The following is a 26,964-nucleotide window of genomic DNA, read 5'->3' on the forward strand; positions in this document are numbered from 1 at the left end:
CGTTCGACGCGCGAAGAGGCTGCCCACCCGCACGTGGGGCGCCGGCGGGACCGGTGCCCACCAGGGGACCATTAGGTGGCACCTGAGGTATGCATGTCAATAGTGGACCTTGGGGCGCACGGGGCCCGCGGGAGGCGCGCAACGGCCGGCCCGCGGTTCGTCCCGCGGGCCGGCCGGTGGTGCCGAAGGGGCCGGGCGGCTCAGCCGGCCAGCGCCTGGCGGAGGTCGGCGACGAGGTCGTCCAGCGCCTCGATGCCCACCGAGATGCGGACAAGGTCGGAGGGGACCTCCAGCGCGGAGCCCGCCACGGAGGCGTGCGTCATCCGCCCGGGGTGCTCGATCAGCGACTCGACGCCGCCGAGGGACTCGCCGAGCGTGAACAGCCGCGCCCGGTTGCACACCTCGACCGCCGCCTGCTCGCCGCCCTCCACGCGGAAGGACACCATGCCGCCGAAGCCCTTCATCTGCTTGGCGGCGACCTCGTGGCCGGGGTGCTCGGGCAGCCCCGGGTAGTAGACACGGGTGACCTTCGGGTGCGCGGCGAGCATCTCGGCGATCCGCCCGGCGTTGTCGCTGTGCCGGTCCATGCGCACCGCGAGCGTCTTCAGCCCGCGCATCACCAGCCAGGCGTCGAAGGGGCCGGCCACCGCGCCCATCGCGTTCTGGTGGTAGGCCAGCTCCTCGCCGAGCGCGGCGTCGGAGGTGACCAGGGCGCCGCCGACCACGTCGGAGTGCCCGCCCATGTACTTGGTCATGGAGTGCACGACGACGTCCGCGCCGAGGGCGAGCGGCTGCTGCAGGTAGGGGCTGGCGAAGGTGTTGTCCACCACCAGGCGCACCCCCGCGTGCCGGGCCACCCCGGCCAGGGCCGCGATGTCGGTGATGCCGAGCAGCGGGTTGGAGGGGGTCTCCACCCAGATCAGCTGCGTCTCGGGCCGCACCGCGTCACGCACCGCCTGCACGTCGGAGGTGTCGGCCACCGACCACTGCACGCCCCACCGCTCGACGACCTTCGCGAACAGCCGGAAGGTGCCGCCGTAGGCGTCGTCGGGGATGACGACGTGGTCGCCGGGCGAGAGCACCGTACGCAGCAGGCAGTCCTCGGCGGCGAGCCCGGAGGCGAAGGCGAGACCGCGCCGGCCGCCTTCCAGCGCGGCGAGGTTCTCCTCCAGGGCGCTGCGGGTCGGGTTGGCCGAGCGGCTGTACTCGTAGCCGCCGCGCAGCCCGCCGACCCCGTCCTGCTTGTACGTGGACACCTGGTAGATCGGCGTCACCACGGCACCGGTGGCGGCGTCGGCCGGCTGACCGGCGTGGATCGCCAGGGTCTCGAAGTGCCGGTAGGGGTGCTCGTCGTTCTGCCGGGTGGGCTGATCGCTGTCGCTCATGCCGCCGAGCCTAACCGGCCACGGCGGCGCGATGTCGCACCCGCGGTGCCCCGCGGGCGGCCGGGCGGGGGTTGGTGGGCGGCCCTGCGGGCGGACGGTGGGGCGGAGTGCGGGAATCCGGAGGCGGCGTTCATCCGGTGGCCGTATGATCCGCTGGCGATCGAACGGCGGTTCCCGTGGGGGCGGGGCCGCGGTGGGGTTCTTCGACGTCCCGGGGGGGACCAGCACTCATGGCACGTGCCACATCCGACTCTTCGTCCATGCCCGGATCCGGGCCGCGGCCCGAGGCCGGTACCGCCGCCGCAGGGAAAGCGCCGCCGGAAGCCGGGCCCGGCACCGTAGGGGAAACGGCGCCCGAAGCCGGGCCGTACGGTCCCGGCGCACCCGCGTACGGCCCCGGGCCGGGCGTGGCTCCGGTCGCCGCCCCCGCGGCCGTACCCGGCACCCCGTCGGTGGCCGCGCCCGTCGCTGCGCCCGTCCCCGCGTCCGCATCCGCGCCTGGGGCCGCCGCTGCCACGTTCCGCGCCTTCCGGGCGCTGCTGCTGCTCGCCGGGTTCTATCTGATGGGTGTGGTGCTGCTGGCCGCGGTGCTGGGGCTCGACACCTTCCTCGTCGTCGCCGGGCTCAAGGGCCACGCGGTGCTCGCCGTGGTCAAGCTGGTGGCGGTGTCGCTGGCGGTGACCGTGCCGATCGTGCGCGGGATGTTCGCCTTCCGGCGGCCGCGCGCGGACGGCCCGGCCGGGGTGCCGGTCACGCCCGGGGAGCAGCCCGAGCTGTGGGCGGAGGTGCGCGCCGCCGCCCGTGCCGCCGGCACCCGCCCGCCGGACACGCTCACCCTCACCGGGGACGTCAACGCGGCCGTCGGTGAGCGCGCCCACCTGCTCGGCCTGATCCGCGGCAAGCGCCGCATGTACCTGGGCGTCCCGCTGCTCACCGGACTCACGCTGCCGCGGCTGCGCTCGGTGCTGGCCCACGAGTTCGGACACTACGGCCACCAGGACACGCGGCTGTCCGGCGTCACGATGCGCGGCCGCGAGGGTGTCCTGCGCACGGTGGACGCCTTCGGTGCGAGCGCGCGCGGCGGCAACCGGCTGCACGTGGCGGTCGGCAACCTGTACGTGCGCTACGCCCGTATGTACCTGCGGGTCTCGCAGTCCGTCGCCCGCCGTCAGGAGCTGGCCGCGGACCAGGTCGCCGCGCGGCTGGGCGGGCGCGACACCACCGCGGCGGCGCTGCGCGAGATCCCGGCGCTGAGCGGGGCGTTCGACTTCTACGTCGAGCGGTACGCCACCGCGGGCTGGGACAGCGCGCTGCTGCCACCGGCCGGGGAGTTCTACGGCGGCTTCCGCCGGCTGCTCGCCGATCCCGAACGAGCCGCCGAGGTGGCCGCGTTGCGCGCCGATCTGCCCGCCGAACCGCTCTTGCCGTACGACTCCCACCCGCCGATCGCCGACCGGGTCCGCCTGATTGAGTCCCTTCCGCCGGACGGCCGCCCCGACGACCCCGCTGCCCCCCTCGCCCTGAGCCTCCTGCGCTCCCCCGCCGCCGTCCTGACCGCCCTCGAATCGGCCACCCTGGTCGACCGCGCGGCCGCCATGCACCGCGTCCCCTGGGCCCAGCTGGCCGAACACGCGGGCCGCGCGGCAAGCCTGAAGCGGGCGGAGCCGCTGCGGGCGGCGATGTCAGCCGGGGCCTCGGCGCGGCCGGCGCACGCGGGGTGGGCGCGGCCGCCGGGCAGTGGGGTCGCCGCAGCAGCGTGGGGCAAGGGGCCGAGCTCGACTGTGACAGGGCCGGTAACTCCGCTGCCGGGCAAGGGTGTTGCGGGCGGGCCTGGTGGGTGGGCGGCTCCGGCCGGCCGTGCTGGTGCTGCGGGAGGTGCTGTCTCGCTGGACGCCGTACTCGCTGAGATCGAGGCCGGGCGGCTGTGGGCGATTGCCGAGCGGCTGCCGAAGTCGAAGGAGGCGGGCGCGGCGACCGGGCGCGCGGCGCGCGAGTTCGCCCGCGGCACCCTGGTGGACGCCCTCATCGGCCTGGTCGACGCTTCGACGGCCCGCTTCGAACTCTCCTGGTCCGCCGGCCCGGTCCGCCGCGTTCGCCCGGCCCGCTTCGACACGGCGCTGCGCCCGGCAGTCGAGGCCGCTGTCGCCGACCTCCCGGACACGGCCCCTTTGCGCGCGCTGCTCGCTGCCGCAACGGGTCCGCAGCCCACGGGAGTTCAGCCCCCGTACGAAGCAAGCCCCGCGCCCGGCCCCGAGATCGGGCTCCCGGCACCGGGCTCCGGCACGGCACCGGCCGCACCTGCCCGCCCCGCCGCACAGCCGAGCCGAGCCGCCGCCCCGGACTTTCCTTCCACCACGCCGAGCCCGCGGCACCCTTCCGGCGCGCAGCCGGCCGAGCCCGGCACCGTACCCGTCCGCGAGGGCGGGATCGCTGATCCCCGGGTCGGCGGGTGGCCGGGCCGCGGTGAAGCCGACGACGACCATCTGAACGGACCCCGCTCGTGACCTTCTTCGACCTGTTCCGCAGTCCTCGCGCTCTCCGTAACAAGGGCGCCCTGCCGCCGGCCCCGCCTGCTCCCGGCATGCTGCCGCCCGAGCGCCAGATGACGGAGGGCGTGCTCCCGCCCGACCCCGCGAAGACGGCCGCCGCCGACGCCGCACGCGCGGGCGACTGGTCGCGGGCGGCCGATCTCTTCACCGCGATCGGCGAGGACTGGGAGCGGCGGGCCTCGCTGGTGTACGCGCTCGGGCGGGTCGCCGCCGAGGACGACGGCTGGCTCCGGCAGTGGCAGCAGGCCCGCCCCGACGACCCCGGGGCGGCCCTCGTCGAGGCGGACGGCCTGATCCGCCTCGCCTGGAAGCTGCGCGGCGGTCAGAGCGCGGCCGGTACGACGCCGGAGCAGTTCGGGGGGTTCCGCCGGGTGCTGCCGCAGGCCGAGGCCGCGTGCCGCCGTGCGGCGGAGCTGGCGGCGCCGAACGACCCGACGCCGTACGCCGTGGAGCTGCCCGCCGCGTACGGGCTGGGCTACTCGCACGAGCGGATGCGCGCGCTGTTCACCGAGGTGGTGATCCGGGACCCGCACCACCAGTCGGCCCACGACAGCGCCCTGCAGTACTGGTGCGGCAAGTGGCGGGGGTCGAAGGAGCTGGCGGACTCCTTCGCCCGGCAGGCAGCCGCGTACGCCCCGGCCGGCGCCGGGCTCAGCCGGTTGCCGCTGACCAGCTGGTTCGAGCACCGCCCGTTCCTCAAGGCGTCGCCCGACGACCGCTCCCCCGAGCTGACCGCCCTCATCGACGCGGGCCTCGCCGACGCCGCCGCGGCCACCCACGAGACGGTCGGCGTCCGCATGCTGCGCCACCTCCTCGCGTACTACCTCTACCGGCAGCAGCGCTACGCGGAGGCGGTGGAGCAGTTCCGCCACGTGGACGGGTGGATCGGGGCCACGCCTTGGCGCTACGCGGCACGTACGGGGGCGTACTACTGCTTGCTGCGCGACAACGCGTTTCGCTCCGCTTAGGCAGGCGGGGGTTCTTCTCGCCGTTGGGGTTCCCCGCCGTTGCCGACTGCCGCGCCGATGTGGCTTGTCGCGCAGTTCCTCCCCCAGAGCTTCGCCTGGGGGTGCCCCCAGCGCCCCCTAACAACGGCAACCCGCCGTAGGGGCTTCTCCGCGTCCCCGGCCGCAGGCCGGTCCTGGGCTGGTCGCGCAGTTCCCCGCGCCCCTGGGTGGTACGGGGCTCGCTTTGCGCGCAAGGGCAGGCTGTACAGGGGCGCGGGGAACTGCGCGACCAGTCGGAGGAGCCCTGCACGCGGCGACGGCGGCGAACCCCAACGGCGATTAGCCGCCCCATCGCCCAATCGCCGCTGCACGCGGCGGCGACGGCGAACCCCAGCGGCGATTAGCCGCCCCGTAGCCGAATCGCCGCGGCGGGGAGCCGCCCCCGCCCACAGGGGACCGCTCAGCTCGGGGTCGACTCCCGCACCGTCAGGGTGCCCTTGCGGATCGTGGCGAGGCGGGGGGCCCGTTTGGCGATCGCCGAGTCGTGGGTGACGATCACGAACGTGAGGCCGCGGTCGCGCCAGAGGCCCTCCAGCAGGGACATGATGTCGTCCCGCGTGGCCTCGTCGAGGTTGCCCGTGGGCTCGTCGGCGAGGAGGACCTTGGGCTGTTTGACCAGGGCGCGGGCGATGGCGACGCGCTGCTGCTGGCCGCCGGACAACTCCGAGGGCAGGTGCGACAGGCGCTCGCCGAGGCCCACCGACTCCAGTGCCTCGGCGGCCTGTTGGCGCCGCTGCCCGGGGTGGACACCGAGCGGCACCAGCGCCGTCTCCACGTTCTCCTGAGCGGTGAGGGTGGGGATCAGGTTGAAGCTCTGGAAGATGAACCCGATCTGCTGGGCCCGCACGCGGGTCAGCCGGGTCTCGCCGAGGCGGGCCAGGTCGGTGCCGTCGAGCAGCACCGAGCCGTTGGTGGGGCGGTCCAGGCCGCCGAGCATCTGCAGCAGCGTGGACTTGCCGCCGCCGGTGGGGCCCTGGATGACGAGCTGGTCGCCGTCGGCGATGGCGAGGTCGATGCCGCGCAGGGCGTCGACGGTGTCCTTGCCCCGCCGGTAGCGCTTGGTGACGCCGGTGAGCTGGTACATGGGGTGAACTCCTGCGGAGGTCGCGGTCGTTGGGGAGTGCGGAGCGACAGGCCCTTACTCGACCCGGCGCAGCGCGTCGGCCGGGCGGAGGCGCGAGGCGCGCCAGCCACCGAAGGTGCCGGCGATCAGGCCGCCGCCGAGGGCGAGCAGGACGGCGAGCACGATGGTGGCGACGCTCACCGGCGCGGTCAGCGCGATGTCGACGGTCCTGGCGGCTGCCTGCCGGGCGCCGCCGCCGAACCCGCCGGGTCCACCGCCGCCAGGGGCCGAACCCCCGCCGCCGAGCTGGGCGGTGAGGGTGGGGCTGATCGCGGTGACGGCGTAGGCGCCGGCCAGGCCGAGCGCAATACCGAGGGCGCCGCCGATCAGCCCGTTGACCAGGGCCTCGCCCATCACCTGCCGGGTGACCCGGCCGCTCTTCCAGCCGAGCGCCTTGAGCGTGCCGAACTCGCGCACCCGGCGGCTGACCGCGGAGGAGGTGAGCAGTCCGGCGACGAGGAAGGCGGCGATCAGGACCGCGATCGACAGCCAGCGCCCGACGTTGGAGGCGAGCGAGGAGGCGGTGGACAGCGAGCCGGAGACGGTGGAGGCGAGGTCGGCGGAGGTGGTGACGGTGGTGCCGGGCACGTCCTTCTGGATCGCGGACTTCACCGCGGAGATCTGCTGGGAGTCGGACGCCTTGACGTAGACGGTGGTGATCTTGTCCTTGGCGTCCGCGAGCGTCTGGGCCCGGGACAGCGGCAGGTAGACGTCGGCGGCCGCGTCGCCGCTGTCCGCGGTGGAGATGCCGACGACCTTGAACTTGGTTCCCTTGATGGTCAGTTGGGAGCCGACCGCGATCTTGTTCTGCTTGGCGTAGGAGGCGTCGACGACGGCGTCGGCGGCCTTGGCGTCCGCCGCCGTCAGCCCCGCACCGGAGGTGATCTTGGAGGAGCTGAGCGGGCCGAGGGTGAGGTCGGAGACGTCCACGCCGTAGACGGAGTAGCTGTTGGCGTCGAACTGGGCGCCGCCGCCACGGACTTGGCCCTGCGGGGACTGGCCGCCGCCAGGACCGCCCTGGCTCGAACCCTGGCCCGACCCCTGGCCCGGCTGGAACTGCCCTTGCGTGAAGGTGCCGTTGATCTTCAGCACCTGCAGGTTGAGCCCGCCGACGGCCTTGGCCACGTGCGGCTGGGCCCCGACCTCGGTCGCAGTGGAGGACGCCAGCGTCTGGAAGCCCTGGACCAGGACCCGGTCGCTGCTCTGCGAGCTTCCCGAACTGTTCGCGTTGAAGTTGAACTGGGGACGGGTGGTGGCGCTCGCCGCCGAGGCCGCCTTGGTGACCGTCATGTCGGTGCCCAGCCCGTACAGGGACTTGAGCACCTTGCCCTGGGCCTGGTCCATCCCGGAGGAGACCGAGTCGACGGTGATCACGAGGCCGATGCCGAGCGCGAGGCCGAGGGCGACCACGAGTGCCGCCTTGCGGCGGCGGCGCAACTCGCGCCGCAGATAGGTGAAGAACATCCGATTCCTCGTCGTTGGCAGGTGGGTGGCGGTCGGCTCCGGAAAGGGAGCCCCGCTGCCGTGCCACGCTAGGAACCGGCGCTGAGGGCGCACTGAGGTCGAGGTGAGCGTGTGCTGAGTTCTACCGCGCGGAGATGAGGCCCGGCTGAACCGGGGATGATTTCTTCCTTGGACAGTCCGCTATGGGCCTGTCCACAGGCCGTTCCCAGGTCCGGCCGGGACTCTTCTCCGTTGGGTTGTGTCCGCGGCCGGGCCGCGGTCCGGCCCGCGGCGGAGCGCGTCGCGCCGCGGGCCGCCGAGGGGTCAGCGCACGCCGGTGAGGTGGTCCATCGCGAGCTGGTCGAGCGCCTCGAAGGCCATGCCGCGGGCGGCCAGGCCGTCGGCGTCGAAGTCCTCGTAGGCGCTGCGGTCGGCGAGCAGGTCGGCCAGCGTCTCGCCGGCGGCCAGGGTCGGGCGGGCCAGGTCGTCCAGGCGCGAGGCGCGCAGCGCCTCCTGGACGGCCGGGTCGGCGCGGAAGGCGGCGGCGCGCTCCTTGAGGATCAGGTAGTTGCGCATGCAGCCGGCCGCCGACGCCCACACGCCGTCGTAGTCCTCGGTCCGCGGCGGCTTGAAGTCGAAGTGCCGCGGGCCCTCGTAGCCGCCCCGCTCCAGCAGGTCGACCAGCCAGAAGGCGGAGCGCAGGTCACCGGCGCCGAAGCGCAGGTCCTGGTCGTACTTGATGCCGCTCTGGCCGTTGAGGTCGATGTGGAAGAGCTTGCCGTGCCACAGCGCCTGGGCGATGCCGTGCGGGAAGTTCAGGCCGGCCATCTGCTCGTGGCCCACCTCGGGGTTGACGCCGACGAGCTCGGGCCGCTCCAGGGAGTTGATGAACGCCAGCGCGTGGCCGACGGTGGGCAGCAGGATGTCGCCGCGCGGCTCGTTGGGCTTGGGCTCCACGGCGAACCGCAGGTCGTAGCCCTGCTCGGTGACATACTGGCCGAGGATGTCGAAGGCTTCCTTCATCCGGTCCAGCGCGACGCGCACGTCCTTGGCGGCACCGGACTCGGCGCCCTCCCGGCCGCCCCAGGCGACGTACGTGGTGGCGCCCAGCTCCACCGCGAGGTCGATGTTGCGGATGACCTTGCGCAGCGCGTAGCGGCGGACCTCGCGGTCGTTGGCGGTGAAGCCGCCGTCCTTGAACACCGGGTGGGTGAACAGGTTGGTGGTGGCCATCGGCACCTTCATGCCGGTGGCGTCCAGCGCCTGCCGGAAGCGCTTGACGATCGCGTCCCGCTCGGCGTCCGAGGAGCCGAAGGGGATCAGGTCGTCGTCGTGGAAGGTCACGCCGTACGCGCCCAGCTCGGCGAGGCGGTTGACGGACTCGACGGGGTCCAGCGGCGCGCGGGTGGCGTCGCCGAAGGGGTCACGGCCCTGCCAGCCGACCGTCCACAGGCCGAAGGTGAACTTGTGCTCGGGGGTAGGGGTGAGGTTCGTCTCGGAAGACATCGCGGTCGGCTCCTATTCGTCAGACTGTTGAACAAATTAGTATGCGAGCCCGATGATGGGAAGTGGGCACTCCACGAAAGGACCGGGATCACATGGCCGGAGACAGGCAGGGGCAGGTCGTCCTCGGCGTGGACAGCTCCACGCAGTCCACCAAGGTGCTGGCGGTGGACGCCGGCACCGGCGAGGTGCTGGCCCGCGGCCAGGCCCCGCACACGGTGAGCACCGGGGCGGCGCGCGAGACCGACCCCGAGGTGTGGTGGACCGCGCTGCAGGACGCGCTCGGGCAGATCGGCCGGTACGCGCAGGAGGCCGCGGCGATCTCCGTCGGCGGCCAGCAGCACGGGCTGGTCGTCCTGGACGGCCAGGGGCGCCCGCTGCGCCCGGCCATGCTGTGGAACGACGTGCGCTCCGCGCCCCAGGTCGAGGCGCTGGTCGAGCGGCACGGCGCCCAGGAGTGGGCGGACCGCTTCGGCTCGGTGCCCAGCGCGAGCTTCACCGTCTCCAAGTGGGAGTGGCTGCGGGCGCACGAACCCGAGACGGCCGCGGCCGCCCGCGCGGTGCGCCTGCCGCACGACTTCCTCACCGAGCGGCTCAGCGGCGCGGCCGTCACCGACCGCGGGGACGCCTCCGGCACCGGCTGGTGGGCCTCGCGCACCGGGGCGTACGACGAGGACATGCTCGCCGAGGTCGGGCTCGACCCGAAGCTGCTGCCCGCCGTGCTCGGCCCCGGCGAGGCGGCCGGACAGGTCCGCGAGGGCGCGGGCGTACGGCCCGGCGCGCTGGTCGGCGCCGGCACCGGCGACAACGCGGCCGCCGCGCTCGGCCTCGGCCTCACCCCCGGGCAGCCCGTGCTGAGCCTGGGCACCTCCGGCACCGTCTACGCGGTCTCCCGGCAGCGGCCCACCGACGCCACCGGCACCGTGGCCGGCTTCGCCGCGGCCGACGGCGGCTGGCTGCCGCTGGCCTGCACCCTCAACTGCACGCTCGCCGTGGACAAGGTGGCCGCGCTGCTCGGCCGCGGCCGCGAGGAGGTCGAGCCCGGCGGCTCGGTGGCCTTCCTGCCCTTCCTCGACGGCGAGCGCACCCCGAACCTCCCCTACGCCTCCGGCCTGCTCACCGGCCTGCGCCACGACACCACCGCGGGCCAGATCCTCCAGGGCGCCTACGACGGGGCCGTCTACGCGCTGCTCGCGGCGCTCGACCTCGTCCTCGCGGTCGACGGGGAGGACAGCGCGCAGCCGATCCTGCTCATCGGGGGCGGGGCGAAGGGGGTGGCCTGGCGCGAGACCGTACGGCGCCTCTCGGGGCGCCCCGTCCAGGTCCCGGCGGCCTCCGAACTCGTCGCCCTCGGCGCGGCGGTCCAGGCGGCCGCCCTCCTCACCGGCGAGGCCCCGGCGGCGATAGCCGCGAGCTGGAACACCGCGCAGGGCCCCCTCCACGACCCCCTCCCCCGCGACGAGGCAACCCTCGAACGCCTCGCCGCCGCCCTGCCCCTGGCGGGCTGACGGAGGGTGCGGATCCCCGCCAACGGGGTTCCCACCGTCGCCGGCCCCCGCGCCCTCATGGCCGCGGGGGCACCCCCTCCGGGTCCCCCGCGCCTTGGTGGTACGAGGCTCGCCTTGCGCGCAAAGGCCAAGCCGTACCACCCAAGGGGCGCTGGGGGTACCTCCCAGGCGAAGCCCTGGGGGGAGGTACCGCGCGACCAGCCCGGATGGCGCGGCAGGCGGCAACGGCGGCGAACCCCGACGGCGGGATTCCGCACCCGTACATACTTGAAGCTCCGCGAGGAAGGAGAGCCCGTGCCGAAACGCGCCGGCGCCCAGTCGGAACTGCGGCACCGCAACCTGTCGCTGGTGCTGCGCGCCTTGGCCGCGGGCGACAACCTCAGTCGCGCCTCGATCGCCGCGGAAGTCGGCCTGACCAGGGCAACGGTCTCGACGCTCGTGGACGAACTGCTGGCCGCGGGCCTCCTGGAGGAGCGCGGCGCGCAGCGCCCCGGCACGGTCGGCCGCCCCGGCACCGCCCTCGCCCTGGCCGCCACCGGCCCGGCGGGGATCGGCGCGGAGATCGGCATCGACCACCTGGCCGCCTGCGTGGTGGACCTGCGCGGCGACGTCCGCTGCCGTACGGAGGCGCCGGCGGCGAACCGCGGCCGCCCGGCGGCAGCCGTCCTCGCCGAACTCGCGGAACTGACCGCGCAGGTCGGCAAGGAGGCGGCCGCGATGGAGCTGCGCCCGGTGGGCACAACTGTGGCCGTGCCCGGCCTGGTCAGCCCGGACCGGGGTACGGTGCTGCGCGCGCCCAACCTCGGCTGGGAGGAGGTCGCCGTGGCCGAGTCGATGGGCCCGGGCGCCACCCTGGTGGAGAACGAGGCGAACCTCGGCGCCCTCGCCGAGCTGTGGCTCGGCGGGCACGACCGCCTCGCCGACTTCGTGCACGTCTCCGCGGAGATCGGCATCGGCGCCGCACTGATAGTGGAGGGCCGCCTCTTCCGCGGGGCGCGCGGCTTCGCGGGCGAGCTGGGCCACGTCCCGGTACGCCCGGAGGGGCCCTTGTGCTCGTGCGGGGCGCACGGCTGCCTGGAGACGTTCGCCGGTGAGGAGGCGCTGCTGCGCTCGGCCGGCGTCGGGACCCCGCGGGCGCTGCGCGCGGCCGCGGAGAGCGGCGACCCGGCCGCGATCGGGGCGCTGGAGGAGGCGGGCAAGGCGCTGGGCATCGCGCTGAGCGGGGCGGTCAACCTGCTCGACCCCCAGGCGGTGGTCGTCGGCGGCCCCCTCGCCGACCTTGCGCCCTGGCTGCTGCCCGGCGTCCGGGCCGAACTCGCCTCCCGCGTCACCGACCGCCAATGGCGCCCGGAGGACCTCGTCACCTCGCGCCTCGGCCGCGACGGCGTCCTGCGCGGTGCCGCCTACAGCGCGGTCCGCCCGGTCCTCGAAGCCCCGGCCAATTGGCTCCGCCGGTAAAGGGGACCGACTCCCGCCGTGGGGTTCGCCGCCGTCCCCGACCGCAGGCCGGTGGTGGGTTGCTCGCGCAGTTCCTCCCCCAGGGCTTTGCCTGGGGGTACCCCCAGCGCCCCTGAAAACCTTGCCCTTCGCGCGAAGGGCGAGCACCTTAGGGGAACTGCGCGGCCACCCCAGGGAGCCGTAATTCCTGGGGCTAGCGGAGGGCGGAGCCGGCCACCCATTGGGTCCAGCTCATGTTCCAGCCGTTGAGGCCGTTGGCGGGCTGGATCGTCCTGTCGGGCGAGTTCTTCACCACGACCACGTCCCCGAGCAGGGAATTGTCGTAGAACCAGGCCGCATCGGTGTTGGGGTCCTTGCCGCCCTTGACGTCGGCGAGCCCCACGCACCCGTGGCTCGTGTTCGCCGTGCCGAAGACCGACGGGTCCGCCCAGTAGTTGCCGTGGATGAACGTGCCCGAGTCGCTCAGCCGCATGGCGTGCGGCACGTCCGGTATGTCGTACTCGCCCTTGCCGTCGGAGTCGGTGAAGCCGACCGTCGCCCCGTTCATCCGGGTCGTCTGGTCCTTCTCCTCGATCACCATCTGGCCGTTGTACGTGGTGTGGCCGGTGCCGCCCGCGGAGATCGGGATGGTGCGGATCACCTGGCCGTCGCGCACGACGGTCATCATGTGCGTGGCGGTGTCCACGGTGGAGACCTGCGAGCGGCCGACGTCGAAGCTCACCGTCTTGTGCTGGGTGCCGTAGGTGTCCGGGGCGCCCTCGACGCCCTTGAGGTCCAGGTTCAGCGTGACGTGCGAGCCGGCCTGCCAGTACGCCTGCGGGCGCAGGTCGAGCCGGGTGGAGCTGAACCAGTGGCCCACGACCTGCTGGCCGCTGCTGGAGTTCACGGTGATGCCGCGCTGGACCGCGGCGCGGTCGCCGTAGGAGATCGCCTTGCTGAAGTTGATCGAGACCGGCATGCCCACGCCGACCGTGGAGCCGTCCTCGGGGGTGAAGTAGCCGACGAAGGTGCCACTGACCGCCTTGGTGGCGAAGGTCGAGGTCGCGGTGGCGGCGCGGCCCTGGCTGTCCTTCGCAACGGCGGTGACGCGGAACTGCAGGCCGTGGCCGAGTGCGGCGTCCGGTTGCCAGCTGGTGCCGTCGGCGGATATCCGGCCGGCCACGGTGCGGCCGGAGGAGGTGGCCTTCATCGTCACCGAGGTGAGCTTGCCGCCGGCCACCGTCACCTTCACGGCGCCGGAGACGGCCGCCTGCGTGGCGCCGGACTTCGGGGTGATGGTGATCCTGGCCGCGGACTTCGCCTCGGACGCCTGCTTGGCCGCGTTCGCGTCCTCGCGGTTCTGGGTGGCCTGGGTGGCCGCCGCGCTGCTCGGCGTGGTGCGCGGGCTCGGCGAGCCGACCGCGGCCTTCTGCGCGCCGTCCGCGCTGCCCCCGCCGTGGCCCCCGCACGCGGTCAGTGCGACAGTGCCGCCGGCCAGCACCGCGAGCGCCGCGAGAGTGCGGCGGCGGAAGACCTTGCGCGGGCGGCGGGCGTCGGCGGGCGTGGGGGCGTTTCCGGTGTCGGGCGGCGTCACGCATCTCTCCAATGGCAGGGGGCGCCCGGGAGCCGAGCAGTGTCGGTACGGGGCTTTCTTCCGCTTCCATGGAAACAGGCCGAGCCGCGAGGTACGCCTCGGGTGCCGGAATTGTGGGCTTTGACACGTACTCCCCGTGATGCCCGCCACATCCCGTTCCGTGAACCTTTCGCCACCCTCCGCCGTTTGCGGCTCGGCTTCCCAGTGGCGGCGTGATGTCACTACGATCGGCTTTACGGTCAACTCGCCGCCAACTTCGGGGGAATCGATGGCCTCACCCCGCCCTTACGTCGCCGCGGCGGCGGCCGCCGTCCTGGCCGGACTCCTCTTCGTCCCCTCCGCGACCGCGACCCCCGCCCCGTCCACGACCGCGCCCGCGGCTCCCGCCGCCCCCACGGCCGCCACGGCCTCCGCCGAATCCGCAGGTGACGGGGGTCTTGCCGACACGGGTGCGATGAACACGAAGCCGTACATGATCGGCGGGTCGGCCTTTCTCCTCACCGGAGCGGGGCTTCTCGTGAACGCGACCCGCCGCTCCCGCCAGGCGGCCGAGGCGGAGGCGGCCGCCGAAGCCGCCGAGGACGGAGAGGACCCCGCCTGACGGGGTTACGGCTCCCCGCCGCGGGGGTTCCTTTACGGTGCCGAGTGGCGCACCGATTGGGCTGGTCGCGCAGTTCCCCGCGCCCCTGAAAAACCTCGCCGTTCACGCGAAGGGCGACGCTTATAGGGGCGCTGGGGGTACCTCCCAGGCGAAGCCCTGGGGGAGGAACTGCGCGAGCAACCGGCCACCGGCCCGCGGCCGGAAACGGCGGAGATGGGGCAGACGGGCGACCGGCCACTGACCGGCCTGGCGGCCGGGGACGGCGGACGCTCCCACGGCGAGGGGAACCCCGCACGCTCCAGCGGAACCTAGTGCAAGGGGCCGGTGACTTCCTCCGTGATACGGACGAGCGCGCCCGTACGGACGAAGGCTTCTGCCGCCGTCAGGTCGGGCGCGAGGAAGCGGTCGCGGCCGGGGCCGGGGACGTCGGCCTCGCGCAGGGCGCGGAGAACGGCGGTCGCCGCGGGCCCGGGCTCGAGCTGCGTACCCGTCGTACGGATCTCCAGCGCCCGCGCGGCAGCGAACAACTCGATCGCGACAACCTTGCCGAGCGCGTCGATCGCCGTACGCAGCTTGCGCGCCGCCGACCAGCCCATCGACACGTGGTCCTCCTGCATCGCCGAGGAGGGGATCGAGTCGACGGACGCCGGGACGGCGAGCCGCTTCATCTCGCTGACCAGCGCCGCCTGCGTGTACTGGGCGATCATCAGCCCGGAGTCGACCCCGGGGTCGTCGGCCAGGAAGGGCGGCAGCCCATGCGAGCGGTTCTTGTCCAGCAGCCGGTCGGTGCGCCGCTCGGCAATGGACGCGAGGTCGGCGGCGGCGATGGCCAGGAAGTCCAGCACGTAGCCGACGGGCGCCCCGTGGAAGTTGCCGTTGGACTCCACCCGGCCCTGCCCCGGCTCGTCCCCGGGCAGGACGACGGGGTTGTCGACGGCGGCGGCCAGCTCGCGCCCGGCGATCAGCACGGCGTGCGCGAGGGTGTCCCGCCCGGCGCCGGCGACCTGCGGGGCACACCGTACGGAGTAGGCGTCCTGGACGCGGGGGGCGTCGTCCTGGTGGTGGCCGGTGAGGCCGGAGCCGGCGAGCACCTTGCGCATGTTCTCGGCGCTGGCGGCCTGGCCGGGGTGCGGGCGGATCGCCTGCAGCTCCTCGGCGAGCACCTTGTCGGTGCCGAGCAGCGCCTCCAGCGTGAGGGCGGCGGTGATGTCAGCGGCGGTGAACAGGCCCGCGAGGTCCGCGCAGGCCATCACGAGCATGCCGAGCATTCCGTCGGTGCCGTTGATGAGGGCCAGGCCCTCCTTCTCCCGCAGCTCGACGGGAGCGATGCCGTGCTCGGCGAGCAGTTCCGCGGCCGGCCGTACGGTGCCGTCCGGGCCCGCGGCCTCGCCCTCGCCCATCAGCACCTGGGCGCAGTGCGCGAGCGGGGCGAGGTCGCCGGAGCAGCCGAGCGAGCCGTACTCGTGGACGACGGGGGTGATGCCCGCGTTCAGCAGCGCGGCCAGTGTCTCCACGACGACCGGGCGCACGCCGGTGTGGCCCGAGGCGAGCGTCTTCAGCCGCAGGAACATCAGGGCGCGCACGACCTCGCGCTCCACGGCGGGGCCCATGCCGGCGGCGTGCGAGCGGACGAGGCTGCGCTGCAGCTGGGCCCGCAGCTCGGGGCTGATGTGGCGTACGGCCAGGGCCCCGAAGCCGGTGGAGACCCCGTAGACGGGTTCCGGCTTCGCCGCGAGGGCGTCGATCACCTGGCGGGACCGTTCGACGGCGGCGAGGGCCGAGGGGTCGACGGTGATGTGCGCGTTGCCGCGGGCGACGGCGAGGACGTCCTCCGGACGGGTGCCGTGGGTGCCGAGCTGCACATTCTGCATATCCATATTCACGCACCCTAAGCAGTGAAACTTCGTCTGTCACGGGGCGGCTTCCCGCCGCGGGGGTTCCCCGCCGCTGCCGCCCGCACCTCGCCCTGGGCTGGTCGCGCAGTTCTCCCCCAGCGCTTCGCCTGGGAGGTACCCCCAGCGCCCCCAAGAACGGCTCCCCGCCGTAAGAGCTTCTCCGCGTCCCCAGCCGCAGGCCGGCTTTGGGCTGGTCGCGCAGTTCCCCGCGCCCCTGAAACCTTGCCCTTCGCGCGCACAGCGAGCCCCGTATCACCCAGGGGCGCGGGGAACCGGGTGACCAGCCCAGGGAGCCCTGCACACGGCAGCGGTGGGGACCCTTACGGCGGAGAGCCGGAACCCCGGCCACGCAGAGCGCGCCGCTCACCCTCACGGGTGGGGCCGGAGGACTCGGCGAGGCGGAGGACGGGGTCGCCGGGCCCCTCGCGCCCGGCGACGACCGGCAACGGCGAGCGCAGCGCTTTGGCCCGGTACTGGGCCGCGTCCGCAAGACGGAAGAGCCGCCGCGCGGAGCGCACCTCACCGATGGGATCGCCGGTGGAGGCGACCCCACACGCCACCCCCTCCCCGATCTCGAGTTCGGCGGCCCGCCGGCACAGTTCCTCCGCGGCCCGCACCACTTCGTCGGCCGGCAGTCCGACCGCGACGATGCAGAACTCGTCACCCCCGAGCCGAGCCGCCAGGCTCCCCGGCAGCGTGGCCCCGCACAGCGACAGCAGGGAGCCGAACCGTTCCAGCAGGCGGTCCCCGACGGCGTGCCCGTACGCGTCGTTGACCTTCTTCAGCCCGTTCAGGTCGCACACCACGAGGCTGACCACCGCGCCCTCGCGCCGGTACCGCTCGAGCGCCTCGTCCAGCCGCACGTCCACCGCCCTGCGGTTGCCGAGCCCGGTCAACTGGTCGGTGAAGGCGAGCCGTTGGACCTCGGCGAGGCGTTCGGTCTGGGCGATGCCGGAGGCGATGAGCGTGGCGAGCACGGAGGCGAAATCGGCGTCGGCGCGTACGAAGCCGGGTTCGCCGAGGCGGCGGGCGACGTACAGCTCCCCCCAGGCGCGGCCGTGCAGGATCAGCGGCGCGACCACGCAACTGCCGCGGCCGCGGCGCCGCAGTGCCGCCGCCCGGCCCCAACTGCCGCCGCCCGGCGAGGAACCGGTGGCGTCGGCGTTCTCCACCCAGGCGTGGGGCTCACCGCCGGCCGCCCACGTGCCGTGCAGGAACTCGGCGATCTCGGGGAAGTCGTGCACGGAGTACGACTCGTCGGCGGGTTCGGCCTCCTCGCCGGGGGCGAGGTCGCCGTCGTTGACGAGCACCCGCAGCCGCCCGGTCTCCCGCTCCCACGCCGAGATCGCCGCGAACGAGCCGCCCATCGCGCCGCGCGCCCGCCGCGCCCCGGCCCGCACCGCGCCCAGCGGCGTCTGCGCCATCGCGAGCGCCTGCGCCAGCTCCACCACCGCCCGCAGCCGCAGGTCGGCCGTCCCTTCCGCCATTCCCCCAGGCTAGGGACCTTTCCCCCACCACGACCGCCGACGAGCCCCGCACTGCGCCGAACGGCTCCCCAAGCTGCTCCCGCGTGGGTCACCAGGGTGCCCCGCGCGCCCCACCGCCACGGCCCCCCGCCGCAGGGGCTCCCCCGCAGCTCCCGCCTGCACCCCGCCTTGGGCTGGTCGCGCAGTTCCTCCCCCAGAGCTTCGCCTGGGAGGTACCCCCAGGCGGGAGGAACTGCGCGAGCAACCGGCCACCGCCCCACGCCCGGAAACAGCGAGGTCGAGACAGACGCGACCACGAAGGGGCGCGGCGAGCTGCACGACCAGCCAGGACGGCGCGGGTGTCGGCGACGAGGCGGAACTCCTACGGCGAGTTGCCGCCACCTCGTCCGCGTGCCGCGGGAAGACGACGGCCTGCGGCAGCAGGCGCCCCCGTTACGGCCAGCGCGGCGAGCGCTTCTCGTTGAAGGCCGCCACCCCCTCCGCCCGGTCGGGCGAGAAGGCGACCTTGTGCCACGCGGCATCCTCGACCTCCAGGCCGGCCCGCAGGTCGAGGCCGTGCCCGAGGCGCAGCGCCCGCTTGGCGGCACGGAGCCCGACGGGCGAGTTCGCCGCGATCCGCTCCGCCAGCGCGAGCGCCTCCGTACGGACCGAGCCCGCCGGTACGAGCTGGTCGACCATGCCCAGCGAGAGCGCCTCGGCAGCCGGGACACGGCGGGCCGTGAAGACGAGTTCGGCGGCCCGCGCGGCACCGACACGGCGCGGGAGCAGCTGCGTGCCGCCGCCGCCCGGAATAACGCCCACGGAGACCTCGGGCAGCCCCACGACAGCGGTCTCGTCGGCCACGATCACGTCGCAGGCGAGCGCGATCTCGTACCCGCCGCCGAGGGCGAACCCGCCCACCGCCGCGATCGCCGGCATCGGCAGCTCCAGCACCCCGGTGTACGCGGCCCGCGACTGGGGCCGCTGCCGCAGCAGTTCCGCGTCGGTGAGGGAGTTGCGCTCCTTGAGGTCCGCGCCCGCGCAGAACGCCCGTGGGGCGGAGGAGGTGAGGACGGTGACGCTCACCGAGAGGTCCGCGGCGAGCGCCGCGCACGCCTCCTCGATCGCGGCGGCCATCGCCCGCGACACGGCGTTCATCGCCTCGGGCCGGTCCAGCACCAGCTCGGCCACCCGCTCGCCGTGCCGCCTGACCACCACGTACTCCCCGAACCGCCGCTCGCCCTGCTCACCCACGAGTCCGCCTCCCCGGTTAACGACCGCAAACAGGCTGCCCATCCTACGGTCCACGCGCCCCCGCGGGCGTTCCCGCCCCGGCCCCCGACCGCAGCCCGACCATGAGCTTTGCGGGGATGCCCGGCGATCCCATCGGCGAGGTGCGCTCCGCGCGGCGGCTCTTCCGTCTTGCGGACGCGGCCCAGTACCGGGCCAAAGCGCTGCGCTCGCCGTTGCCGGTCGTCGCCGGGCGCGAGGGCGCTCTGCGTGGGCGGGGTTCCGGCTCCCCGCCGTAGGGGTTCCCACCGCTGCCGTGTGCAGGGGCTCCTTGGGCTGGTCGCGCAGTTCCCCGCGCCCCTGAAAACCTTGCCCTTCGCGCGCAAAGCGAGCCCCGTACCGCCCAGGGGCGCTGGGGGGTACCTCCCAGGCGAAGCTCTGGGGGTGGGGGTACCTCCCAGGCGAAGCGCTGGGGGAGAACGGCGCGCGCAACCGGTCAGCGGCCGGCTGTCGGCGACGAGACAGGAACCCCCGCGGCGGGAGGCCCTACCCCGGGGGCTGGGGGCACCCCCACAGCCACCGACCGGCCCGGCGGCCGGAACGCGCGGAATCCCCAACGGGGAGGGGAACCCCGTCACCTCAGGGGGAGCCGTCGCGGCGGGTGAGCAGCCACGGCTCGACCACGCCGAGGCCGCGCACGGGCCGCCGCCACATCGGCTGGAGCGCGAAGCGGTACTTCTCGTCGGACCCCGCCTCCACATCCGCCTCGGCGAGCGGCGCCTCCCCCGCCGCCCCCAGCGCCTCGGCGAAGTCCCCGTCGACGAGGACGGCGTCGCGGGGGGCTATGGAGGTCAGGCGGGACGCGAGGTTCACCGTCGTACCGAAGACGTCCCCCATCCGCGTGGTGACCGTGCCGAACGCCATGCCCACGCGGAGCGCCGGCATGGTCTCGTCACCCGTCATCGTCTCGATGAGCCGCATGCCGATCTCGGCGGCGGTGCCGGGGTCGTCGGCGACGAACAGCACCTCGTCGCCGAGGGTCTTGATCAGCCGCCCCCCGTACGCGGCGACCTGGTCCGCCGCGGTGGTCTCGAACGCCTCGACCAGCTCGCCCAGCTCCTCCTCCTCAAGGCGCCGGGTCAGCCGGGTGAAGCCGACGAGGTCCGCGAAGCCGACGGCGAGGCGGCGGTCCACGGCCTCCTCGTCGTCGGACTGCACCACGCGGCTGGTCGCGGCGGCGACCTGCCGCCGCCACACGTAGATCAGGAACTCCTCCAGCTCCGGCAGCAGCAGCTCGACCAGCGGGTACGCGACCTCCGCGCGGGTCATGCCGGGCTCGGGCGGCTCGGTCAGGCCCTCCAGGAAGGAGTCTGTCTGCCAGTCGGCCAGGCGCGCGGTGGTCTGGCCGGTGGAACGGGCCACCTGGATCGCCATGGACTCGCTGAGCAGCCCGGCCTCGACCAGTCCGGCCAGGCGGCGCAGCGCGAGGACGTCGGCCTCGGTGAGGGCCCTGGCCTGGCCGATGTCGGCGAAGCCCATGGCGCGCCAGAAGCGGGAGGCGAGGTCCATCGAGACGCCCGCGGTGCGGGCCGCCTGGAACGGGGTGTAACGGCGGGGCGCGCCCAGGATCAGCTGCTCCAGCCGCAGCGCCAGCGGGTGCTCGCCCGACTCGGTGCCCTCTTCCTCCCACGGCTCCCCGGGTCCCGCGGCCGCGCCGTGCTCGCCGCCGGGCGGGACAGGGGCGCCGTCCCCGGCCGGTTCGCCGCTCCCGCCGCCCGGTGCGGGCTCCGCGGTCTCGGGAGCGGGGTCCGTCCCGGGGTGCGCCGGGCGCGCCGCGTTCGGCCCGGCGGCCGGGCCGGCGCCCGGCGGCGGGGTGAACGGCTCGTCGGGCGGAGGGCTGTCGTTGTCCACGCCTACCGCCCGGCCCCTGAAAAGTCCCTGCGCACAGCCCTTCCGATCATCGAGACGACGCAGCGTCTCAAAGATACGGCAGGTGTGTGTGCCCCAGCTCACGTTCCGCGGGGCGCGGGCGGGGGCGGCGCCCCGCCCAAGGCGGTACGGGGGCGGCTCCCCGCCGCGGGGTCCCTGTCTCGTCGCCGCCTGCCGCGGCGATGGGGCTACGGGGCGGCTACTCGCCGTCGGGGTACGCCGCCATCGCCGCCTGCAGGGCTCCTCTGGCTGGTCGCGCAGTTCCCCGCACCCCTGATGTGCTCGCCCTTCACGCGCAGGGCGAGCCCCGCACCGCCCAGGGGCGCTGGGGGGTACCCCCAGGCGAAGCTCTGGGGGTGGGGGAACCTCCCAGGCGAAGCGCTGGGGGAGAACTGCGCGCTCAGCAGGCCACCGGCTTGCGGCCGGGTATGGCGGGATGGGGGGCAGACGGGAACCCGAAGGGGCGCGGGGAACTGCGCGACCAGCCCAAAGCCGGCCTGCGGCCGGGGACGCGGAGAAGCCCCTACGGCGGGGAGCCGTTCTTGGGGGCGCGGGGAACTGCGCGACCAGCCACAGCGGCGCGGCAGGCGACAGCGGCGGCGAACCCCTACGGCGGGTGGGAACCCCGCCCGCTTAAGCGGAACGAATGTGGATCACGTCGGCCGAGGCCAGGGCGCGTTCACCCTCGGGGGTGGAGATGAGGAGGCGGCCGTCGGGGTCGACACCGACCGCCGTACCCGTGAGAGCGTCGCCGCCCGGGAGTTCGGCGCGGACCGTACGGCCGAGGGTGGCGCAGCCGGCCGCGTAGGTCTGCTGGAGGCGGGACCGCTCGGCGGAACCGTGCTCGGTGCGCCAGGCGCCGTACCAGTCCGCGAGGGAGCGCAGCACGGCGCGCAGGAGCGGGTCGCGGTCGGTGCCGGCGGCGCCGGCGAGCGCGAGGGAGGCCGCGGTGGGGACGGGCAGCTCGGCGACGCGCAGCGTGACGTTGATGCCCAGGCCGAGGACGACCGCGTCGGAGCCGGTGCGCTCCGCGAGGATGCCCCCGGTCTTGCGCTCCTCGCCGTGGACGGTGACGAGCAGGTCGTTGGGCCATTTGAGGGCCGTGTCGACCCCCGCGGCCCGCGAGAGCGCGGTCGCGGCGGCGACCCCGGCGAGCAGCGGCAGCCAGCCCCACTGTTCGACGGGGACGGGCGCGGTGCCGTCCGCCCCGGTGGCACCCGGACGGAGCAGCACCGAGAAGAAGAGGCCGGAGCGCGCGGGGGCCGTCCACTGCCGGTCCAGCCGGCCGCGGCCCGCGGTCTGCTCCTCGGCGACCAGCACCGTGCCCTCGGGGGCGCCCTGCGTGGCCTTGGCGGCGAGGTCCGCGTTGGTCGAACCGGTGGACTCCACCACGTCCAGCCCCGTCCACAGGCCGCCGGGGACCACCACCGCCTTGCGGAGAGCCGCGGCATTCAACGGCGGTCGGTCGAGATCGGACCAGCGGCTGCGCGTCATACCTCCACCCTAGGCCGTTCCTCACCGCCTCCCCCGCCGTCCCGGACCCCGCCCGCCCGCCGGACCACCGCCTCGCCGTCAGCCGTCCCGGCCACACTGCCCTCCTCACCCGCCGCAGTCGCTCGCCCGGGCCTCCACCGCGCGCACCGGGCGCCCCTCCCCGCCGAGCGGGACCCCCCTCGCGTGACGCGCACACCCCGGCCCCGCGAGGGCCGCGCGTACACAGCCGCGCCGGGGGCACGTGCACTTGTGCGGGTGACGGGGAGTGTGGCGAAGCCCGCAGTGCCCGTACCGATGTGTCACTACTACGCTACGAAAAAGCGTTACCCGCGAGTTGCGCAGTGCGGGTGACGGGAGCCGACGAGAGCAGGAGAGCCGCCTCCATGGCCGAGCCCGAGTACGACATCCACACGACCGCGGGCAAGCTCGCCGACCTGGGCCGGCGCATCGAGGCCGCGACACACGCCGGCTCCGGCAGCGCCGTGGAGAAGCAGCACGCCAAGGGGAAGCTGACCGCGCGGGAGCGGATCGAACTGCTGCTGGACGAGGGCTCGTTCACCGAGCTGGACGAGTTCGCCCGGCACCGGTCGACCAACTTCGGGCTGGAGGCCAACCGCCCGTACGGCGACGGTGTGATCACCGGCTACGGCACCGTGGAGGGCCGGCCCGTGGCCGTGTTCTCCCAGGACTTCACCGTCTTCGGCGGCGCCCTCGGCGAGGTGTACGGCGAGAAGATCGTCAAGGTGATGGACTTCGCCCTGAAGACCGGCTGCCCCGTGATCGGCATCAACGACTCCGGCGGCGCCCGCATCCAGGAGGGTGTCGCCTCGCTCGGGATGTACGGCGAGATCTTCCGCCGCAACACCCACGCCTCGGGCGTGATCCCGCAGATCAGCCTGATCATGGGCCCGTGCGCGGGCGGCGCGGTCTACTCCCCGGCGATCACCGACTTCGTGGTGATGGTCGACCAGACCTCGCACATGTTCATCACCGGGCCCGACGTGATCAAGACCGTGACCGGCGAGGACGTCGGCATGGAGGAGCTGGGCGGCGCCCGCACCCACAACGCCACCTCGGGCAACGCCCACCACCTGGCCGGCGACGAGAAGGACGCCTTCGAGTACGTCAAGGCGTTGCTGTCCTACCTGCCGAGCAACAACCTGGAGGACGCGCCCGCCTACCCGGCCACCGCCGACCTCGCGGTGAGCGAGGAGGACCTGGAGCTGGACACCCTCGTCCCGGACTCGGCGAACCAGCCCTACGACATGCACAAGGTCGTCGAACACGCCCTGGACGACGGTGAGTTCCTGGAGACGCAGAGCCTGTTCGCGCCCAACATCCTCACCGGGTTCGGGCGTATCGAGGGGCGCCCGGTGGGCGTGGTGGCCAACCAGCCGCTGCACTTCGCCGGCACCCTGGACATCAACGCCTCGGAAAAAGCGGCGCGCTTCGTGCGGACCTGCGACAGCTTCAACATCCCCGTCATCACCTTCGTCGACGTCCCCGGATTCCTCCCCGGCACCAGTCAGGAATGGGACGGCATCATCCGTCGCGGTGCCAAACTGATCTACGCGTACGCCGAGGCCACGGTTCCCCTGATCACGATCATCACCCGCAAGGCGTACGGCGGGGCCTACGACGTCATGGGCTCCAAGCACCTGGGCGCCGACCTCAACCTCGCCTGGCCGACGGCCCAGATCGCCGTGATGGGCGCGCAGGGCGCCGTCAACATCCTGCACCGCCGCACCCTCGCCCAGGCCGCCGATGCTGCCGAGGCCGACGAGCTGCGCCGGCAGCTGATCACCGACTACGAGGACACGCTGCTCAACCCGTACGTCGCCGCCGAACGCGGCTACGTGGACGCGGTGATCGCCCCGTCCCGGACCCGCGCGCAACTGGTCAAGGCGCTGCGGGCGCTGCGCAACAAGCGCGAGAGCCTGCCGCCGAAGAAGCACGGCAACATCCCGCTGTGACCGCCCCCGCGAGCCCCGAGGAGCCGCGCATGATGATCAAGGTGGAGCGGGGGGCGCCGACCCCCGAGGAGCTGGCCGCCGTGGTGGCGCTGGTCCAGGCCCGGGCCGCGGCGGCGGAGTCCGCAGAGGACCGCTCCCGGCCGGCCCGCGGCGCCTGGTCCGACCCCGCCCGCACGGTCCCGGGCGCCCACCGCCGTCCCGGACCCGACACCTGGCGCACCTCCGCGTGGCCCGGGTGACGGATGCGCCCGGCGCGGCGGCTGTGACGTGAGGGACGGCAGCAACAGCCGAGTTCGGAAAGCACCTGAGTGACGGGTGATGACCAAGTGCCGCGTGGCGCCGTCTGAGTACGCGTACTCAGGCGCCACCGCGGCCGGCGCGCCACCCTGGAGCGCATGCTCTGGTCGGACGATCAACAGCGTGAGCGCGACGAGGAGTTGCGCCGGGCCCAGGCGATGCTCCGCCGGGCCATGCTGCTGCTCGCGGTGGCCGCTGCCCTGGCCACCGCGATCACCGCGATCACGGCGTTCAGCACGCTGCGAGGCTGAGGACGGCCGCGCCGCAAGCCCCGGGCGACCGCCCCGGCCCGCGCCCCTGCACACGGCGGCCGCGCCGCACTCACCAAGCCGTCAGGCCGCCCCAGTCAGCACCCCCAACCCGGGCTGCACCTGCTCACCCTCCCCACCGGCCCGGCCGGCGCCGGCGGGCCGCTGGCTACGATGATCGGGTGACCCCTCCCCCGACTCCCCCGGCCGCGGCGGCTGTTCCCGCCCGCAGTCTCGTCCTCGCCTCCGCCTCCCCCGCCCGGCTCGGCCTGCTCCGGCAGGCGGGCATCGAGCCCCTCGTGCTCGTCTCCGGGGTCGACGAGGAGGCGATCAGTGCGCCCACCCCCGCCGAACTCGCGCTCGTCCTCGCCACCGCGAAGGCCGAGGCGGTCGTGGCAAGCGGACGGCTGCCGGACGGGCAGCCGCTGGTGATCGGCTGCGACTCGGTGCTCGACCTCGACGGCCAGGCACTCGGCAAGCCCGCCGACGCCGAGGAGGCCACCGCCCGCTGGAAGGCGATGCGCGGCCGCAGCGGGGTGCTCAGGACCGGCCACTGCGTCATCGACACCGCCACCGGCCGGCGCGCCTCGGCCACCGCCTCGACCACCGTCCGCTTCGGCTCCCCGGACGACGACGAGATCGCCGCCTACGTGGCCAGCGGCGAACCGCTGCACGTGGCGGGCGCGTTCACCCTGGACGGCCGCTCGGCCCCGTTCGTGGACGGCATCGAGGGCGACCCGGGCAACGTCATCGGCCTGTCCCTGCCACTGCTGCGCACCCTGCTCGCCGACCTGTCCGTGCGCATCACCGACCTGTGGAACCGCGAGAGCGCCGCCTGACCCGGGACCGACCGGGGATCGGACCGCTGTCGACCAAGCGCGGGCACGACCATCAGGCGCAGGACGGGCACCCGACCGGCCCCCACGACCGGCACGCTGTGGACACGGATTCCCCATCGCGCTGGGCTCGCAGCCCCCACGAGCGACGCGGCACCCCCTGCCCCACCGCCATCACGGCGGCACTCCAGCGCGGCGGCCCCGCGCGGCCGCTACGCCGTCGCGGGCGGGGCGGCAGGCGGCGGGACCTCGCCACCGGTGTCCGGGGCCGTACGCGGCCCCTCCTCGTCCTCCGGCGCGTAGGCCAGCAGAGTGCCGACGAGCAGCGCGAGGACGACCATCAGGGCGACGAAGGCGAACCAGCCGACCAGGCCCACCACGGCGGCGCCCATCACGCCCTGGATCACCGCGCACACGATGAGCACGATGCGCCACACCCGGCCGACCATCGCGTCGCGCACGGCGATCCGCACCACCAGTCCGGCGCACACCAGCAGGAAGAGCGCGAAGACCCCGCCGGCCACCCAGGCGCCCACTGCCATCGCGTCGGGCTTGCTGCCGGCGAGCGACATGTTCTGGCGGCGCACGGCGAGACCGAGTATCCAGTTCGCGAACGCGACCGTCAGGGCTTCGAGTACGAGCACCACGGCGGCGCCCACGGCCAGCAGCCTGCGCATCCCGTCCCCTTCCTCCGAGTTCCTCCGAGCCCTTCGAGTCGCCTCGAACCGCGTCGAATCCCCTGGGCTTCCCGGCAGTTCCGGCCGGCGCCGCCCGCCCCGGTCCCGGGCCTCGGGCCGACACGCCGGGCGCCGTACGGGAGTTACCCCGGGTACCCCTTCCGCTGGCACGCTACTCACGGGTACGGGACCCGGCAAGGCCTGCGGCGCAACCACTCCTACGGGTGGACGGCGAGGCAAAGTTTGAGCGGGCTCTTCGTAGGAACCCCACAAAGGAACGGCGCTCCGACCGCCCGACTCCGAACGAGATCGCTCCCACATGCCTGAGTGCGGGACATTGCCCCAACCCGCGCCGTACCTTGGTTCGAGCAGGCGTCCACCGGCACTCCGGGCCGTCGGTTCACCCTCCGTGTGGGCAACTTCACGTGCGAGGGTGCGTCGGCAGCACGTGTGGCCACTACCTAAACTCTGCTTGTTCCAAGGAGGGAGCTGTCGTGCGTAAGGTGCTCATCGCGAACCGCGGTGAAATCGCTGTTCGGGTTGCCCGTGCGTGCCGGGATGCGGGGATCGGCAGTGTCGCGGTGTATGCGGAGCCGGATCGGGATGCGGTGCACGTCAAGGTGGCCGACGAGGCCTACGCCCTGGGCGGTGACACTCCCGCGGCCAGTTACCTCGACATCGCCAAGGTCCTGGCCGCGGCGAAGGAGTCCGGCGCGGACGCCATCCACCCCGGCTACGGGTTCTTGTCGGAGAACGCCGAGTTCGCCCA

At 74.1% G+C, this 26,964-nt stretch carries 21 protein-coding genes and 1 pseudogene; 11 read left to right on the forward strand and 11 right to left on the reverse strand.

The genetic code is table 11. The features are described from left to right. Positions 1-200 precede the first annotated feature (200 nt). Positions 201-1,385, reverse strand: a complete 1,185-nt coding sequence (locus tag BLR33_RS08970; protein ID WP_093783736.1) for a cystathionine gamma-synthase — start codon at positions 1,383-1,385, stop codon at positions 201-203. 407 nt (positions 1,386-1,792) lie between these two features. Between BLR33_RS08970 and BLR33_RS08975 the strand changes: the two genes are divergently transcribed. Both BLR33_RS08975 and BLR33_RS08980 read left to right on the forward strand, forming a co-directional pair. Beyond that, entirely contained in the window at positions 1,793-3,889 is a 2,097-nt protein-coding gene (locus BLR33_RS08975; RefSeq protein ID WP_093783737.1) for a M48 family metalloprotease, read from the forward strand. Beyond that, entirely contained in the window at positions 3,886-4,902 is a 1,017-nt protein-coding gene (locus BLR33_RS08980) for a hypothetical protein (protein WP_093783738.1), read from the forward strand. The genes BLR33_RS08975 and BLR33_RS08980 overlap by 4 nt, the downstream gene beginning before the upstream one ends. Positions 4,903-5,341: 439 nt before the next feature. Here BLR33_RS08980 and BLR33_RS08985 read toward each other — a convergent pair whose 3' ends face one another. The 3 genes from BLR33_RS08985 to xylA form a co-directional block, all read right to left on the reverse strand. After that, positions 5,342-6,025: an ABC transporter ATP-binding protein gene (locus tag BLR33_RS08985; protein WP_093783739.1), complete on the reverse strand. Its 684-nt coding sequence runs from the start codon at positions 6,023-6,025 to the stop codon at positions 5,342-5,344. A gap of 54 nt (positions 6,026-6,079) precedes the next feature. After that, a complete protein-coding gene (locus BLR33_RS08990) occupies positions 6,080-7,528 on the reverse strand; it encodes an ABC transporter permease (protein WP_093783740.1) in 1,449 nt (482 codons plus the stop codon). A gap of 303 nt (positions 7,529-7,831) precedes the next feature. Next, a complete protein-coding gene (xylA, locus tag BLR33_RS08995; protein ID WP_093783741.1) occupies positions 7,832-9,013 on the reverse strand; it encodes a xylose isomerase in 1,182 nt (393 codons plus the stop codon). Positions 9,014-9,105: 92 nt separating this feature from the next. On the opposite strand from xylA, the gene xylB reads away from it, so the two are divergent. Both xylB and BLR33_RS09005 read left to right on the forward strand, forming a co-directional pair. Beyond that, positions 9,106-10,518, forward strand: coding sequence for a xylulokinase (xylB, locus tag BLR33_RS09000; protein WP_093783742.1), 1,413 nt, complete (start codon positions 9,106-9,108; stop codon positions 10,516-10,518). 294 nt (positions 10,519-10,812) lie between these two features. Next, positions 10,813-11,976 (forward strand): ROK family transcriptional regulator, encoded by a 1,164-nt coding sequence (locus BLR33_RS09005; RefSeq protein ID WP_245771273.1) that lies wholly within the window; start codon positions 10,813-10,815, stop codon positions 11,974-11,976. Between the two features lie 193 nt (positions 11,977-12,169). On the opposite strand, the gene BLR33_RS09010 is transcribed toward BLR33_RS09005, so the two are convergent. Continuing rightward, positions 12,170-13,456 (reverse strand): L,D-transpeptidase, encoded by a 1,287-nt coding sequence (locus BLR33_RS09010; protein WP_245771298.1) that lies wholly within the window; start codon positions 13,454-13,456, stop codon positions 12,170-12,172. A 361-nt stretch (positions 13,457-13,817) separates the two neighbouring features. On the opposite strand from BLR33_RS09010, the gene BLR33_RS09015 reads away from it, so the two are divergent. Continuing rightward, a complete protein-coding gene (locus tag BLR33_RS09015; RefSeq protein WP_093783744.1) occupies positions 13,818-14,150 on the forward strand; it encodes a hypothetical protein in 333 nt (110 codons plus the stop codon). A gap of 308 nt (positions 14,151-14,458) precedes the next feature. On the opposite strand, the gene hutH is transcribed toward BLR33_RS09015, so the two are convergent. The 3 genes from hutH to BLR33_RS09030 form a co-directional block, all read right to left on the reverse strand. Next, positions 14,459-16,027, reverse strand: a complete 1,569-nt coding sequence (hutH, locus tag BLR33_RS09020) for a histidine ammonia-lyase (RefSeq protein WP_093783745.1) — start codon at positions 16,025-16,027, stop codon at positions 14,459-14,461. A gap of 338 nt (positions 16,028-16,365) precedes the next feature. Further along, a complete protein-coding gene (locus BLR33_RS09025) occupies positions 16,366-17,532 on the reverse strand; it encodes a GGDEF domain-containing protein (protein WP_093783746.1) in 1,167 nt (388 codons plus the stop codon). A gap of 432 nt (positions 17,533-17,964) precedes the next feature. Next, a complete protein-coding gene (locus BLR33_RS09030) occupies positions 17,965-18,807 on the reverse strand; it encodes an enoyl-CoA hydratase/isomerase family protein (RefSeq protein ID WP_093783747.1) in 843 nt (280 codons plus the stop codon). An 80-nt stretch (positions 18,808-18,887) separates the two neighbouring features. Between BLR33_RS09030 and BLR33_RS34250 the strand changes: the two are divergent. Next, positions 18,888-19,040: pseudogene (locus BLR33_RS34250) on the forward strand (diguanylate cyclase); the annotation flags it as partial. Positions 19,041-19,380: 340 nt separating this feature from the next. Here the strand turns inward: BLR33_RS34250 and BLR33_RS09035 are convergent. Both BLR33_RS09035 and BLR33_RS09040 read right to left on the reverse strand, forming a co-directional pair. Continuing rightward, the gene (locus BLR33_RS09035; protein WP_093783748.1) at positions 19,381-20,652 is read right to left on the reverse strand and encodes an adenylate/guanylate cyclase domain-containing protein; all 1,272 of its coding nucleotides are present in this window, start codon (positions 20,650-20,652) and stop codon (positions 19,381-19,383) included. Between the two features lie 651 nt (positions 20,653-21,303). After that, complete coding sequence (locus BLR33_RS09040) at positions 21,304-22,164, reverse strand: biotin--[acetyl-CoA-carboxylase] ligase (RefSeq protein WP_093783749.1); 861 nt, start codon at positions 22,162-22,164, stop codon at positions 21,304-21,306. Positions 22,165-22,547: 383 nt separating this feature from the next. Between BLR33_RS09040 and BLR33_RS09045 the strand changes: the two genes are divergently transcribed. The 4 genes from BLR33_RS09045 to BLR33_RS09055 all read left to right on the forward strand — a co-directional run bounded on the left by BLR33_RS09045 (position 22,548) and on the right by BLR33_RS09055 (position 25,521). After that, positions 22,548-24,137: an acyl-CoA carboxylase subunit beta gene (locus BLR33_RS09045; protein ID WP_093783750.1), complete on the forward strand. Its 1,590-nt coding sequence runs from the start codon at positions 22,548-22,550 to the stop codon at positions 24,135-24,137. Next, complete coding sequence (locus tag BLR33_RS09050; RefSeq protein ID WP_407639653.1) at positions 24,134-24,376, forward strand: acyl-CoA carboxylase epsilon subunit; 243 nt, start codon at positions 24,134-24,136, stop codon at positions 24,374-24,376. The genes BLR33_RS09045 and BLR33_RS09050 overlap by 4 nt, the downstream gene beginning before the upstream one ends. 156 nt (positions 24,377-24,532) lie before the next feature. Further along, positions 24,533-24,685 carry a morphogenic membrane protein MmpB gene (gene mmpB / locus BLR33_RS35110; RefSeq protein WP_176930183.1) on the forward strand — a complete coding sequence of 51 codons (153 nt, stop codon included), beginning with the start codon at positions 24,533-24,535 and terminating at the stop codon, positions 24,683-24,685. Between the two features lie 179 nt (positions 24,686-24,864). Continuing rightward, positions 24,865-25,521: a Maf family protein gene (locus BLR33_RS09055; protein WP_093783751.1), complete on the forward strand. Its 657-nt coding sequence runs from the start codon at positions 24,865-24,867 to the stop codon at positions 25,519-25,521. Positions 25,522-25,730: 209 nt separating this feature from the next. Here BLR33_RS09055 and BLR33_RS09060 read toward each other — a convergent pair whose 3' ends face one another. After that, positions 25,731-26,195 carry a hypothetical protein gene (locus BLR33_RS09060; protein ID WP_093783752.1) on the reverse strand — a complete coding sequence of 155 codons (465 nt, stop codon included), beginning with the start codon at positions 26,193-26,195 and terminating at the stop codon, positions 25,731-25,733. Positions 26,196-26,689: 494 nt separating this feature from the next. Between BLR33_RS09060 and BLR33_RS09065 the strand changes: the two genes are divergently transcribed. Next, the coding region (locus tag BLR33_RS09065) for a biotin carboxylase N-terminal domain-containing protein (RefSeq protein WP_322987149.1) at positions 26,690-26,964 on the forward strand (275 nt) is incomplete at its 3' end.

Origin of the sequence: Actinacidiphila guanduensis, from assembly GCF_900103985.1 — a bacterium.
Lineage (GTDB): Bacteria > Actinomycetota > Actinomycetes > Streptomycetales > Streptomycetaceae > Actinacidiphila > Actinacidiphila guanduensis.

Coding starts and splice junctions, on each gene's coding strand:
- BLR33_RS08970 (WP_093783736.1), bottom strand. CDS start 1,385: ATGAGCGACAGCGATCAGCCCACCCGGCAGAACGACGAGCACCCCTAC.
- BLR33_RS08985 (WP_093783739.1), bottom strand. CDS start 6,025: ATGTACCAGCTCACCGGCGTCACCAAGCGCTACCGGCGGGGCAAGGAC.
- BLR33_RS08990 (WP_093783740.1), bottom strand. CDS start 7,528: ATGTTCTTCACCTATCTGCGGCGCGAGTTGCGCCGCCGCCGCAAGGCG.
- xylA (WP_093783741.1), bottom strand. CDS start 9,013: ATGTCTTCCGAGACGAACCTCACCCCTACCCCCGAGCACAAGTTCACC.
- xylB (WP_093783742.1), top strand. CDS start 9,106: ATGGCCGGAGACAGGCAGGGGCAGGTCGTCCTCGGCGTGGACAGCTCC.
- BLR33_RS09015 (WP_093783744.1), top strand. CDS start 13,818: ATGGCCTCACCCCGCCCTTACGTCGCCGCGGCGGCGGCCGCCGTCCTG.
- hutH (WP_093783745.1), bottom strand. CDS start 16,027: ATGGATATGCAGAATGTGCAGCTCGGCACCCACGGCACCCGTCCGGAG.
- BLR33_RS09025 (WP_093783746.1), bottom strand. CDS start 17,532: ATGGCGGAAGGGACGGCCGACCTGCGGCTGCGGGCGGTGGTGGAGCTG.
- BLR33_RS09030 (WP_093783747.1), bottom strand. CDS start 18,807: ATGGGCAGCCTGTTTGCGGTCGTTAACCGGGGAGGCGGACTCGTGGGT.
- BLR33_RS09040 (WP_093783749.1), bottom strand. CDS start 22,164: ATGACGCGCAGCCGCTGGTCCGATCTCGACCGACCGCCGTTGAATGCC.
- BLR33_RS09045 (WP_093783750.1), top strand. CDS start 22,548: ATGGCCGAGCCCGAGTACGACATCCACACGACCGCGGGCAAGCTCGCC.
- mmpB (WP_176930183.1), top strand. CDS start 24,533: ATGCTCTGGTCGGACGATCAACAGCGTGAGCGCGACGAGGAGTTGCGC.
- BLR33_RS09060 (WP_093783752.1), bottom strand. CDS start 26,195: ATGCGCAGGCTGCTGGCCGTGGGCGCCGCCGTGGTGCTCGTACTCGAA.